A 12613-nucleotide genomic window follows, 5' to 3' on the forward strand; every position below is an offset into this window, starting at 1 on the left:
CCAGAGCCGGCATCGTGGTGGACGTTGACATCAGACCGGCTAAGGGAGTCACCGTGGGGCTAGAGCGCGACTACGAGGTTGTTCCGCTGATCGACCTCGCCGCCGACGCTCATGTGCATACCGGATTCTCGGTTGGACGTGACAGCGTGGGCGCCATCGTGACGGCCGCCGAGAGGGTTGGCATCGAACAGCTGACCTTCGGCGACATCGTCACGCCCCGGGCCAACTGGCTGCCGGTCTACCAGAAGTCGATCCAGCGTGCCCAGCAGCGCACCGACATCGACCTGCGGATCGCGGTCGAGGTCGAGATCGCCCGTGCCGACGGCTGGCTGGATTTCCCCACCGACCTCGGCGGCCTCGACGTCCTCTCCGTCGGCGCGTCCCGGCTGCCGCTGCCGTCCGGGCCGGCCGAGCCGCGGCGGGTCAATGACCTGCTCCGCAGCGGAGCGCTCAGCCGCGCCGATCTGGTCGAGCTGGCCGTCGCCGCCACCACCAGGGCCGTCGAACGCGCCAGCCGTTACGCTCCCGCCCAGCTCGCCCGGCCCCTCAACGCCCTGTGGCAGCTCGGCGTCGAGGAGGCGGAGCTGGACGACGACGTGTTCGCCCCGCTGGTCGACGCGTGCCGGTGCACCGGCGCCGCCGTCGAGGTCAGCGAGTCGTGGCGGACGCCCTCACCGCGTCTGGCTGGCCTGTTCGCCGCCGCCGGGGTGCCGTTGCTGGCCGCCAGCGACGCCCGCGACGTGGCCCAGCTCGGTCACTGGCGGTACGTCGCCCGGGTCCTGTCCGGCCTGGCGATCACCGCGACCCAGCCGGCCGCCGCAGCCTGATCTCTGGCCGCGACGGCCGGGCCCGGGGTGCGCTTCGCCTGGGCCCCGGTGAGGTCAGGACCGGGGCAGGTCGGTGACGTTCTGCTTGACCCAGTCCAGGTGGGCGGGCACGCTCACGTAGACGCTGGGCTTGCGGGCACAGACGCTCTCGCCGCGGCTGGTGACGCCGATCAGCTCCCAGCGGCCGTCCACCTGCTTGATCTGGGGGCCACCGGAGTCGCCGAAGCAGGCGCCCTGGTTGCCGCCCGGGTTGTCGGTGCAGATCTCCCGCTGGCGGTCGGGGTTGCCGCCGCTGTAGTTGCACCGGCTCGGGTCGACGATCGACGTGTCCAGCTCCTTGAGCTGCCGGCTGCCGCCGCCGCCGCTCGCGGTCGTCGCGCCCCATCCCAACAGCCGGCTCTTGGTGCCGATGGGGCCGTGTTCGGCCGCGATGGGGATCGGTGTGGTCTTGGCGGCCGTGCGCAGCTGCCCCAGGGCGATGTCCAGGGTGCCCTTGACCCAACGGGTGACCTGCACCATCTCGCCGCCGCCACTGTGGTCGTTGCTGGCCAGCCGGACGCTGGCGCCGCTGCCGCTGACGCAGTGCTTGGCGGTCACGATCCAGGTTGGGGAGATGAGCGCCGCGCCGCAGCTGTGTCGGCCGCCGCTCTGGATGCTCCCGGTGAAGGGCCACTGTTCGGTGGTGACCTTGCCGCCGACGATCCGGGTCTGCTCCTCGACGGGCGAGGCGAAGGCTGCGGTGGGAATGGCGGAGGCGCCGGCGACCGCGACGACGGCCGCGAGGCGTACGAGTGTTCTCACGATGACTCCTAGCCGGGGGGGGTGCAGGCATCCATCGAACAGCGGGAGACCGATGCCTGAAGGTAGGAGCCAATGTAGTTCATATAGAGATTCATCGATAGAGTTTCGCCGCCGCAACCTGGTCTCTACGACGGGTGGCGCGGAGCCCTGAAACTATGCATTGACATCAATCGATACATCACCCACCGTATGACCATGCCGACACGTCTCTCAGGTTGGGTCTCCTCCGTGGTGGCGGGTGTCCTCGTGGCCGCGGGCGCGCCCGCCGCCGCGGCGCCGCCCGCCACCCCCGACATCCGGTACCGACCGCACGCCAAACCGGCCGCCGCCCCCATCGGTCCCGACGACAGCCGCACCGCGATCCGGGTGAAGTTCGCCGAGGGCGCCCCCATCAGCCTGCGCAACGGCGTCCTGCGCGGGCCGCACGGCCACATCCCGGCGCCTGGCGTCCCGCACCGCCTGTTCCCGCAGTCCCCGGCGGAGCTGGCCGCGTTGACCGACCGGGCGCAGCGGGCCTCCGGGTTGGCGCTCGCCGACCTGAACCAGTACTACGAGATCGTCCTGCACCGCGGCGTGGACCCGGCAGCGGCGCTGGCGGACCTGCTGGCGCGCGACATCGTCGAGATCGCGTACCCGACGCCGCTGCCCGTACGGCGCGACGCCGGCGCGCCGCCGCCCGGCGTCACGGCGTACGCGCCGAGTTTCGTGGACCGGCAGCGGTACCGGCAGTCGACGCAGGTCAACGGCATCGATGTCGACCACGCGCAGACGGTGCCGGGCGGGACGGGCCGCAACGTGCGGGTCCTCGACATCGAGGGCGGCTGGGTCCGCGACCACGAGGACCTGTCCTCGCTGGTCCCGGCGGAGGTGCTCGTCCCGCAGGGCGTGCCGGCCTTCAGCGACTTCGACCACGGCACGGCGACGATCGGAACGCTGATCGGCGACGCCAACGCCGGCGGCGTCACCGGGCTGGTCCCCGAGGCCACCCCGCGCCTGACCAACGACACCATGACCGGCGGCAGGGTCAACCGGGCCGGCGCGATCACCACCGCCGCCGCGGCCCTGCGGCCCGGCGACGTGATGCTGCTGGAGATGCAGATGCGCGGGTGCGGCGGCGGTTTCGTGGCGGTCGAGTGGGAACCGGCGGTCTACGACGCCATCCGCGCCGCGACGGCGACCGGCATCGTCGTCATCGAGCCGGCGGGCAACGGCAACCAGAACCTGGACGCCGCCTGCAACGGCAGCCCGTTCCCCCGGGGAAAGCCGGACTCCGGCGCGATCGTCGTCGGCGCGGGCGGCGCCGGGCCGGCCCAGGGCTGCTCCGCGGCGCGGAGCAAACTCGGCTTCTCCAGCTACGGCACGCGGGTCGACCTGCAGGGCTGGGGCGAGTGCGTGGTCACCACCGGCTACGGCGACCTCCATCGTGGCCCCGCCCAGCAGGAGTACACCGCACGGTTCAACGGCACGTCCAGCGCGTCGCCGATCGTGGCCGGCGCCGCGGCCGCGCTGTCGAGTATCGCCCGGGAACGCGGCCGGACCCTGACGCCGGCGCAGGTGCGTGACATCCTCGTCCGCACCGGGTCGCCGCAGACCGGCGGTGGCAAGATCGGCCCGCTGCCGAACCTGCGCGCGGCGATCGCCGCCCTCGACAGCCTCCCGGCCGGCGCGGCGCCCACCCGACGCTAGCGCCGGCAGGCCCGGCCCGACCGCACCCTTCGGGGCGGCCGGGCCGGGCCCCCGCGCCGGACGGGTCAGCCGTTCTTGATGGCCGACACCTCGAACTCCAATGTGATCTTGTCGCTGACCAGCACGCCGCCGGTCTCGAGGGCCGCGTTCCAGGTGACGCCGTAGTCGCGACGGTTGATGACGACCGAGCCCTCGAACCCGACGCGCAGGTTGCCGTACGGGTCGGTGGCGACGCCCTCGTGCTGGAACGGAATCGTGATCGACTTCGTGACGCCCTTGATGGTCAGATCGCCGGTCAGCGCGAACGCGTCCGCGGCGGTCTGGGCGAAGTCCGTGGAGCGGAAGGTGATCTGCGGGAACTGCTCCATGTCGAGGAAGTCGTTGCCTCGCAGGTGCTCGTCGCGCTGGGCGTTGCGGGTGTCGATGCTGGCGGCCTCGATCGTCACGTCGACGGCGGTGGCGGCCGGGTTGGCGCCGTCGAAGCGCACGGCGCCGGCGAAGTCGTTGAACGCGCCGCGCACCTTGGTCACCATCGCGTGCCGGGCGACGAAGCCGATCCGGGTGTGCGCGGGGTCGATGGTGTAGGCGCCGGTGAGGGCGGCGAAGTCGACGCCGGTGGTGGTGGTGGTCATGTGGGACTCCCTGTGGCTGGAAGATGATGTGTCATTCAGGTGATTCCGACAGTACATGACGCATCATGCGTCGTCAAGGATGACGTGTCATTCATTGCTGGTAGGCTGACAGCATGAGCGAGCCCCCCTGGCTGTCCGACGCCGAACAGCGCGCCTGGCGCGCCTACCTGCGCATGAACAACCGCCTCACCGCCGCGCTCGGCCGCCAGTTGCAGGCAGGCTCGCAGCTCTCCATCGCCGACTACGAGGTCCTCGTCTACCTCACCGACACCCCCGACGGACGCCGCCGGCCCTACGAGCTCCAACAGGACCTCGACTGGGAGCAGAGCCGTCTGTCCCACCACCTCGGCCGGATGCAGAAGCGCGGACTCGTCTGCCGGCAGGAGTGCCCCTCCGACGGGCGAGGCGCCGTCATCACCATCACTGACGCGGGAAGGCAGGCGATCGCCGCGGCGGCGCCGGGGCACGCCGCCGCCGTCCGGCGGCTCTTCTTCGACGCCCTCGACGCCCACCAGGTCGCGTCGCTCGGGCAGCTCGCCGACCAGGTGCTCGACCGCCTGGCGAACGACGACCGCTGACGGCGCTCAGCTCGAGGATGACGCCGGGTGCTCGGCGGGAGGGTGTTCCGGGGCGGGTGTCCGGACATCGGCACGCCGGTCGGAGTCGCGTTCGGTCCAGGCCGGCGAACCGGCCGCCGGGTTGACGGCGCCAGCCGTGGACGCCGCAGCGGACGCGCGGCCGTCGAGCGGGACCGTGCCGAGGGCGGCGGTGGGCGCCAGCCGGACCACCAGCCGGGCGCCGGTCGGCTCGGCGTCCTCGTACCAGATCGTGCCGCCGTTGAGCTCGACCAGGTGTCGGACGATGAAGAGCCCGAGCCCGGAGCCGGTCCTGCGGCCGTCAGCGCCGCGGGAGTGGGCGATCCGGTCGAACAGCCGGGCACGGTCCTCCGGCGGCACACCCGGGCCGTGGTCGCGGACGGTGAGCACGACGCCGTCGGCGCGCACGTCGGTGGCGAGCTCGAACGGCGGCGCCCCGTAGCTGACGGCGTTGTTGACCAGATTCTTGATCACCTGGTTGAGGTGCGCCCGGTCCACCAGCGCGCACAGGTTCGGGTCGACCCGGGTGTCGAGGGCGACGCCGGCCGGCAGGGTGGCGGCGACGGCGTCGACGACCTCGCTGATCGGCACGGCGGCGCGTCGGGCGCTGACGACCCCCGCGTCCAGCCGGAACAGCAGCAGCATGTCGTTGATCATGTTGGTGAGGCGGCGGGTGTTGCGGTCGATCTTGGATGCGAGGTCCTGGCGGATGCCTTCGTCGAGCTGGTCCCACTCGGTGTTGAGCAGCTCGGAGAGGCTGGAGACCGAGCTGAGCGGCTGGGACACCTCGTGCGACATGATCGACATGAGGTCGCCCTTGAAGTGCGCCGCCTCGGCCAGCTCCTCGTGCCGCAGCTGGAGCTGCTGGTTGGCGGCCTCCAGCTGGGCGGCGTGCCGGGCGAGCGACTCCTCGGCCTGCCGGTGGTCGGTGATATCGACATAGGTGCCGACGTACGCGCGCGGTCGGGACCGGTCGTCGAGCACCGGGGAGGTCATCGCCAGCACCGGCACCTGGGCGCCGTCGGGGCGGACGATGTGCCTGGTCTGGTTGGCGCCCGGGGTCCGGGGAGTCTGGTCCTCCCACGGATAGGGCGGACGTTGCCCGATGAGCTGGTCCCGTTCGCGGCCGAGGAGCCGGCAGCCGCTGGGATTGACATCGATGACTTTCAGGTCGCGGTCGTGGACGAGGACCGCCTCGCTCATCGAGCGCAGCAGGGTGCCGCTGAAGTCCCGCTCGGCTGAGAGCGCCTCGACGAGGGTGCGTTGCTGGTCGTCGGCCCGGTCCAGGACGCGGGCGGTGCCGCCGAGGACCACCATGAGCACGAGCACGAACGCGGCGGTGGCCAGGGAGATGGTGAGCGCCGGCTCACCCCAGCCGGCCTGGATCACGGCCCCGCTGACGACGGCGACGCCGACCGGCAGGAGCAACAGGGCGGGTCCGACCCGGCGGGACAGGGTGGCGCCGGGCCCGCCGCTGCGCAGGGGGCGTAGCAGGCCGTGTGCTGGGTGGGCCCAGATGATGCCGACGGTGAACATTAGAATGCTGACGGCGGTGAGCGGCGTCATGGTGATGAGGGCGCCGAGCGCCGGGACGCTGGTCTCGCCGATCACGTACGCCAGCAGGGTGACGCCGGCGATGGTGGCCGCGGCCGGCGCGAACGTGTGCGGCCACATGGCGTCCGGGTCACGGGCGTTGACCAGCGGCGGGATGACCAGCGCCAGCCCGACGAGCGCGATGGCGCAGCCGGACGCGGCGGACATCGGCTTGGGTTCGGGGGCGCCGGTGACGGCGGCTTCGCGGATCAGTCCTGCCAACGCCGACGGCCGGGCCGGGCCGAGGTGTTCCAGGATGCCGAGGGTCCCGACGAGGGCGACGCCGGCCCCCAGCGCGATGACCACGGCTCGTCGCAGCCGTCCGGGGGCGCCTAGGGCGAGCAGCAGGGCGATGCCGGCGACGAACACGGCGACGGCGGCCTCCGGGGGCGGCGTGCCCAGCTCGGCGAGGGCGCGGTACCGCCGGCCCGTGCCCTCGCCGCTGCGCCACAAAGCGAGGGCGCCGCCGGTGAGCGCGAGCACGATGAGTCCCGAGAGCAGCGACAACCAGGTCGTTGGCTGGCGGACCCCGGGGAAGCGGCGCACCTGTGACCTCCACGAAAAAGCGCGGAGCCCCAGACTATCCGCCAATTAACCCAATAGTCGGATTTAACAACAGAACCGATATTTGCTCTGGTGTTCTGGAGTAACTGATGACGCCTGCTCAGCGTTTGCGCGCCAACGTGAGTCCATCGGCGAACAGCAGCATGACCGACTCGACCCGCTCGTCACCCGAGACCTTGTCGTTGAACGCCGCCAACGCCCGGGTGTCCTCGTCCCCGGCGTCCGGATCCAACACCCGGCCGCTCCACAGCACGTTGTCGACCACGATGAGGCCGCCGACGCGCAACCGTGGCACCAGCAGATCCCAGTAGCGGCCGTAGCTGGGCTTGTCGGCGTCGATGAAGGCGAAGTCGAAGGTCGGCTCGGCCGGCGTCGCGGCGAGGGTCTCGGCCGCCGGTCCGATCCGCAGCTCGATCCGGTCGTCGACGCCCGCCCTGGCCCAGAACTCCCGGGCGATGGCGGTGAACTCCTCGGAGACATCCAGGCACAGCATCCGGCCATCAGCCGGCAGGGCCCGCGCCACCGCCAACGAGCTGAGGCCGGTGAACGTGCCCACCTCCACAGCCTGACGGGCGCCGCAGAGCCGGGCCAGCATTCCGAGCAGCGTCGACTGCTCCGCTGACACCTGCATCACCGCCTCGTCGGGCAGGGCCGCCCGGGTGCGCTCCACCAGCGCGGCCACGAGATCGTCGGGCGCGGTGGTGTGGGCCACCGTGTACTCACGCAGATCAACGGGCAGGTAGCTGTACGAAGAAGCCATGCCGACAACCCTAACGGGCGGCCGGCATGGCTTCCAGACCCTGCGGGGGCGGCAGGCGTCAGCCCGACGCGGTGCGGTCGGCGCCCTGCCAGACGAAACCGTTCTCGATGATCACCCGCTCGGCTGCGCGCAGGATGTCCTCGGTGTGGCGGTTCGCGTGGTGTCCGCAGAACACCAGCTCCCCACCTCCGTGGGGGAGCGTGAAGGTCAGCTTCGCCGCCGCCGCGCAGCGGTCACAGCGTTCGCTCATCTCCGGCACGACGTGGAGCCGGGGCGGTGGCAGCAGCGTCGACGACATGGTGGCCTCCTTGGTGGCGTAGCGGCGACTGGCGCCTCAACCGTTCCCGATCGGCCCCGCGAGCTCGTCGCTGAGCAGATCACGGCCTCGCGTCGGTGGCGACTGGGGTCGTGACCGGGTGCCAGCCGGTTGCGTCCGGTTCGATGTCGACCACTCGGTGACTGCGCACCCGAACCGCAACGCACGGAAACCCTTGTCGATCCCTGGCCTGGACAACCTCGAATGAGTCCGCACCTCCCGCGGAGTCGAGGCAAGGAGATCACATAGTGACCCAGCGAACCACCACCCGGTTCAACGGATACCGCCGTGGCGTCGTACGCGTCCTGGCCCCAGCGCTCGCCACGGCGACCGCGCTGAGTGGAACTGTCCTCAGCGGATCGGCCGCCAGCGCCGACGACATGACATACACCACCCGCGTTCTCAAGGTCACGGCCTCGGACGACGCCTACACCGCCAGCACCGCCGCCACGACCAACACCGGGTCGTGGACCAAGCTGGTCACCGGCCGGGCGGGCACGGCGTCCTATCTGTCCTACCTGAAGTTTCCGGTCGGGACGCTGGCCAGCGGCGCGAGCGTCACCAACGCCTCGCTGACGCTGACCCGCGACGTTGAGAAGCTCCCGACCAGCCTCAAGGTCAAGAAGGTGGCGAGCACCTCGTGGACCGAGGGCTCGTTGACGCACGCCAACCGGGCCGTTCTCGGCGCCGACGTGGCCACCGTCCAGCCGGCTGCGACCGCGGCGACCGTCACCTTCAACCTCACCAGCGCGGTGCGGGCCGGTGGCACGCATGCCTTCGCCGTCACCAATCCCGGCGCCGGCCTGGCCCGGTTCCGGTCGTCGGAGCTGGCCACCGGCAAGCCGACGCTGACCGTGACGGTCCGTGAGCCGGTGGCGCCGCGTCCGCCGAAGCCGACCCCGACCACCGCGCCGACCACCGCCCCGACCACCGCGCCGACGACGGCGCCGACCACCGCGCCGCCGACAACTACCGCGCCCACTCCGACGCCGACCAAGCGTGAGTGCGCTGTGGACGCCATGCTGGTTCCCAGCTGTGGCGTGCTGTGGGGCGCGGCCGCGGGCGGCTTCGCCAGCACCCCGCGTGACCAGGCCCTACGCGAGTGGGAGGCCAAGTCCGGCCGCACCGCGTCGGTCTACCACACGTACCACCGGGGCGACGAGATGTTCCCGACCAAGGCGGAGATCGCCATGGCGAACGAGGCCGGCAAGCCGCGCCTGCTGTTCACCAACTGGAAGGTAAACTACGGCGGCAAGTGGGCCGACGTCGCTGCTGGCAAGTACGACGCCCGCATCGACGCGCTCTCGGCGTACATCAAGGCGAACTACCGCGACAAGTTCTTCATGACCATGCACCACGAGCCCGAGAACGACGTCGTCGCGACCGCCGGCTCGGGCATGACCGCCAAGGACTTCGCGGCGATGTTCCGGCACACCGTCAAGCGGATGCGCGCCAACGGCGTCGACAACGCGGTGTTCGTGGTGGCCTACATGGGCATCGAGAAGTTCTACAACCAGTCGTGGTGGTACGACCTGTACCCGGGCGACGACGTTGTCGACTGGATCGGTCTGGACGCCTATGTCGCCTCCAAGCCCGGTGGCTACCACTACGGCACCCTCACCGACCTGGTCAACCGCACCACCGACCCGGCCAAGTTCCCCGGCTTCTACAACTGGCACCAGAAGTTCCACGCCAGCAAGCCGTTGATGCTGTCGGAGTGGGGCGTGCACGAGTACGCCGAGGACCCGGCCCAGAAGGCCAAGATCCTGTCGTCGGTCCTCGCTGAGCTGGGCAAGTTCCCGGCCATCAAGGGCATGCTGTGGTTCGACACCGAGAAGGACCAGAACGGCTCGGACATCCGCATCGACAGCTCCGGCGCGGCGCTGACCGAGTTCCGCAAGATCGCCGCAGACCCGCGGTTCGTGGTGCGCGTCCGCTGACGCGTCACCGCTGAGCGACTCTCTGGGGCCGGGCCCCGCGTTGACTGATCATCCGTCGGCGCGGGGCCCGAGCCGTGCCCGCCGCCCGGCCGACACGGAAAAACACGCGCTGGTTCCCTCAGGCCGCCGTCGTCAACGCCGATCAGCCTCGCACGGCCGCATGGAAGCGGTCGACGTAGCAACGGCCAGGAAGGCAGTGTCATGCGGCGTGCGCACCTGCGAGCAGTGACCATCACGGCGGCGTGCGCCGCCGCGATCCCGTCCGCCCTCCTGGCGGTGGCGTCGCCAGCAGGCGCCGTCCCCGTCAGCGTCCCGCCGCCGAGCGTGATCGCCGCCCCGGTGGCCGACCCCGCGCCGGCCCCGGCCGAGCCGGGAGCGCTCATCGTCGGGCTGAGGCCCGGCGCCGACGCCACCGCGCCGGCCCGCCGCTTGGAGCACGTCCACCACATCGACGTCGTGGACGCCGAGCGGGTCAGCCCGACCACGGCCACGGTCGAGGTCTCCGCCGCCGACGCGGCCGGGGCGATCGTCGCGCTGCGCGCCGACCCGGCCGTCCGTTACGTGGAGCGTGACAAGCGCGCCAAGGTCGCAGCCGTCACCGCCAACGACCACTTCCGCTCCCAGCAGTGGGCCCTGGACCGGATCGCCGTCCCGGGCGCCTGGCAGCGCACCACCGGCTCGGCCGAGGTGACGGTGGCGGTCATCGACACCGGCGTCAGCGCGCACCCCGACCTGCCGGTCGGCCGCATCGTCGCCGGTCACGACTTCGTCAACGACGACGCGAACGCCGCCGATGACCACGGTCACGGCACCCAGGTCGCCACGACCATCGCCGGCGCCGGCAACGACGCCGGCGGCGGCTACCACGGCGGGGCGGCCGGGGTGTGCTGGAGCTGCAAGATCATGCCGATCAAGGTGTTGGCCAGCGACGGGTACGGCTGGTATAGCGACATCGCCGCCGGTATCCGGTGGGCGGCCGACCACGACGCCGATGTCATCAACCTGTCCCTCGGCGGCCCGTCCACCGACGCACTGCTCAACGAGGCCGTCGCCTACGCGGTCGCCCACGACGTGCTCGTGCTCGCCGCGGCCGGCAACGACGGCGTCAGCTCGCGGCAGTACCCGGCGGCGATCGCCGGCGTGCTGTCGGTCGGCGCGTCGACCAGCGCCGACGCCCGCTACTCATGGTCCAACTACGGCAGCTCCTGGGTCGACGTCGCCGCGCCCGGCTGCGTCATCACCGGCGGCCGGTTCAGCTCCTGGTACTCGTTCTGCGGCACCTCCGCGGCCACCCCGGTCGTCGCCGGCGTGGCGGCGCTGGCCCTGGCAGCCGATCCTGGGTCCACCGCGGCCGAGCTGGCCGCCGCGATCACCGCGACCGCCGACCCGCTGGCGTCGGCGTGGACGGCCCATGGCCGGGTCAACGCCCTGGACGTGGTCCAGACGGTGGCCTCGGCCGGCGCCCCGGTGATCACCCCGGGTGGCGTCGTCGCCCAGTCCCTGGTGCGCGGCTCGATCAACGTGACCGCTGAGGCCACCGACGACGACGGTGTGGCGAGCATGTCGCTGCTGGTGAACGGGGTGGTCTCCAGCACCGTCGCCGGCGCCGGTCCGTACGGGTTCGGGCTGTCGACGGTCGGGATGCCCCGGAACACCGCGCTGACTCTGGTGGCCACCGACAACCTGGGCACGGTCGGGGTGGCTGCGCTGCCGCTGCTGGTCGACAACGTCGTGCCGGCGCTGTCGGTCAGCTCGCCGGTCGCGAACGGCTACGCGCGTTCGACGGTGCGGGTCCACACCAGCGCCTCGGACCTCAGCGGCGTCAGCCGGGTCTCGCTCTACGTCAACGGCGCGCTGGTGTCCACCGACACCGCGGCCCCGTTCGCGCCGGGCTGGTACTCGGGCCGCTACAGCGGGCGGGTGCTGTTGACCGTCAAGGCGTGGGACGCCGCCGGCAACGTCAAGGCGCACAGCCGGTACGTCACGGTTGACAACGCCGCCCCGGCGGTGGGGTTCCGGTCCGCTCCGCGCTCCGGCGCCCGGGTCTCGCGCACCGTCACCGTCACCGCCAACGCGGGCGACCGGTACGGCATCGCCCGGGTCGACCTGCTGGTCAACGGCCGGGTCGTGGCCCGCGACTACACCAGCGGCTACGCCATGCGGGTCAACACCGACCGGTTCGGACGGAAGCTGACGGTGGCGTTGCGGGCGGTTGACCGCGCCGGCAACTCCCGGATCACCAGCTCCCGCGCCTGGCGTTCCTGACCTGGCCGCTCCGGCCGGACCCGCCCGGTTTGACCGGCGTCGGGACGGGAACCCGGTCGGCGACTGAGGTCAGCGGCCAGCTACCGGGCGACGGGGCGTGCCGCCGTCGGCGCCGGGAGGACCTGATAGAGCACAAGGACGACCATCTCATCGCGACCGGCGACCGGGTGGTGGCGACAGCGGCCGCCGGGGCTGGGACCCCGCGCCGGTGGAGCTGACGCTGGCCTCAGCGGTCGACTGGCTGGTGACGGCGGTCGAGGCGGCTGGCGCGCTGGTCATCGTCGTGGGGACCGCGGCGGCGCTGGGCCGGTTCCTCGTCGTCGTGGTCCGGTCCCGGCGCACCGACGCCTTCACAGCTGTGCGGCTGCGGCTGGGCCGGTACCTGGCGTTGGCTCTGGAGTTCCAGCTCGCCGCTGACCTGTTGCGTACCGCTGTGGGCCCCACCATGCAGGAGATCGTCGAGCTGGCGGCGATCGCGACGATCCGGACCGCCCTCAACTACTTCCTCAGCCGGGAGATCTCCCGGGAGCGGGCTGAGCTGGCTGATCACCCGGTCGGGGGACTGACGCCCGACCCGATCGACGACCTGCCCGCGGACCGGGGGAGCGGCGCCGCCCGCTGACCGCCGACGCG

11 protein-coding genes are annotated in these 12613 nt (G+C 71.8%); 6 read left to right on the forward strand and 5 right to left on the reverse strand.

Going from position 1 to position 12613, the window contains the following annotated elements:
• Positions 1-53: 53 nt before the first annotated feature.
• Positions 54-827, forward strand: coding sequence for a hydrolase (locus ABD287_RS05265; protein WP_344169090.1), 774 nt, complete (start codon positions 54-56; stop codon positions 825-827).
• Between the two features lie 54 nt (positions 828-881).
• On the opposite strand, the gene ABD287_RS05270 is transcribed toward ABD287_RS05265, so the two are convergent.
• Entirely contained in the window at positions 882-1628 is a 747-nt protein-coding gene (locus tag ABD287_RS05270) for a S1 family peptidase (protein ID WP_344169092.1), read from the reverse strand.
• A gap of 195 nt (positions 1629-1823) precedes the next feature.
• Between ABD287_RS05270 and ABD287_RS05275 the strand changes: the two genes are divergently transcribed.
• The gene (locus ABD287_RS05275; protein ID WP_344169095.1) at positions 1824-3314 is read left to right on the forward strand and encodes a S8 family serine peptidase; all 1491 of its coding nucleotides are present in this window, start codon (positions 1824-1826) and stop codon (positions 3312-3314) included.
• A 65-nt stretch (positions 3315-3379) separates the two neighbouring features.
• Here the strand turns inward: ABD287_RS05275 and ABD287_RS05280 are convergent, their stop codons facing one another.
• On the reverse strand, positions 3380-3946 hold the full coding sequence (locus tag ABD287_RS05280) for a YceI family protein (RefSeq protein WP_344169098.1): 567 nt from the start codon (positions 3944-3946) through the stop codon (positions 3380-3382).
• A gap of 113 nt (positions 3947-4059) precedes the next feature.
• Between ABD287_RS05280 and ABD287_RS05285 the strand changes: the two genes are divergently transcribed.
• On the forward strand, positions 4060-4524 hold the full coding sequence (locus ABD287_RS05285) for a MarR family winged helix-turn-helix transcriptional regulator (protein ID WP_344169101.1): 465 nt from the start codon (positions 4060-4062) through the stop codon (positions 4522-4524).
• Positions 4525-4530: 6 nt separating this feature from the next.
• On the opposite strand, the gene ABD287_RS05290 is transcribed toward ABD287_RS05285, so the two are convergent.
• From ABD287_RS05290 to ABD287_RS05300, 3 genes are all read right to left on the reverse strand, one after another.
• Entirely contained in the window at positions 4531-6681 is a 2151-nt protein-coding gene (locus ABD287_RS05290; protein WP_344169104.1) for an ATP-binding protein, read from the reverse strand.
• Between the two features lie 118 nt (positions 6682-6799).
• Entirely contained in the window at positions 6800-7459 is a 660-nt protein-coding gene (locus ABD287_RS05295; protein ID WP_344169107.1) for an O-methyltransferase, read from the reverse strand.
• A gap of 58 nt (positions 7460-7517) precedes the next feature.
• Positions 7518-7757 carry a DUF7455 domain-containing protein gene (locus ABD287_RS05300; RefSeq protein WP_344169110.1) on the reverse strand — a complete coding sequence of 80 codons (240 nt, stop codon included), beginning with the start codon at positions 7755-7757 and terminating at the stop codon, positions 7518-7520.
• Positions 7758-8023: 266 nt separating this feature from the next.
• On the opposite strand from ABD287_RS05300, the gene ABD287_RS05305 reads away from it, so the two are divergent.
• The 3 genes from ABD287_RS05305 to ABD287_RS05315 all read left to right on the forward strand — a co-directional run bounded on the left by ABD287_RS05305 (position 8024) and on the right by ABD287_RS05315 (position 12602).
• Positions 8024-9715, forward strand: a complete 1692-nt coding sequence (locus ABD287_RS05305; RefSeq protein ID WP_344169113.1) for a CBM96 family carbohydrate-binding protein — start codon at positions 8024-8026, stop codon at positions 9713-9715.
• Between the two features lie 201 nt (positions 9716-9916).
• Positions 9917-11980 (forward strand): S8 family serine peptidase, encoded by a 2064-nt coding sequence (locus ABD287_RS05310; protein ID WP_344169116.1) that lies wholly within the window; start codon positions 9917-9919, stop codon positions 11978-11980.
• Between the two features lie 208 nt (positions 11981-12188).
• Complete coding sequence (locus ABD287_RS05315) at positions 12189-12602, forward strand: DUF1622 domain-containing protein (protein WP_344169119.1); 414 nt, start codon at positions 12189-12191, stop codon at positions 12600-12602.
• Positions 12603-12613 lie beyond the last annotated feature (11 nt).

Source organism: Pilimelia columellifera subsp. columellifera, from assembly GCF_039532605.1.
In the GTDB taxonomy this organism is placed as follows: domain Bacteria; phylum Actinomycetota; class Actinomycetes; order Mycobacteriales; family Micromonosporaceae; genus Pilimelia; species Pilimelia columellifera.

What these genes read in the sequence shown, in the direction of transcription:
- ABD287_RS05275 (WP_344169095.1), top strand. Translation starts at nt 1,824, where the DNA reads ATGCCGACACGTCTCTCAGGTTGGGTCTCCTCCGTGGTGGCGGGTGTC.
- ABD287_RS05280 (WP_344169098.1), bottom strand. Translation starts at nt 3,946, where the DNA reads ATGACCACCACCACCACCGGCGTCGACTTCGCCGCCCTCACCGGCGCC.
- ABD287_RS05285 (WP_344169101.1), top strand. Translation starts at nt 4,060, where the DNA reads ATGAGCGAGCCCCCCTGGCTGTCCGACGCCGAACAGCGCGCCTGGCGC.
- ABD287_RS05295 (WP_344169107.1), bottom strand. Translation starts at nt 7,459, where the DNA reads ATGGCTTCTTCGTACAGCTACCTGCCCGTTGATCTGCGTGAGTACACG.
- ABD287_RS05300 (WP_344169110.1), bottom strand. Translation starts at nt 7,757, where the DNA reads ATGTCGTCGACGCTGCTGCCACCGCCCCGGCTCCACGTCGTGCCGGAG.
- ABD287_RS05310 (WP_344169116.1), top strand. Translation starts at nt 9,917, where the DNA reads ATGCGGCGTGCGCACCTGCGAGCAGTGACCATCACGGCGGCGTGCGCC.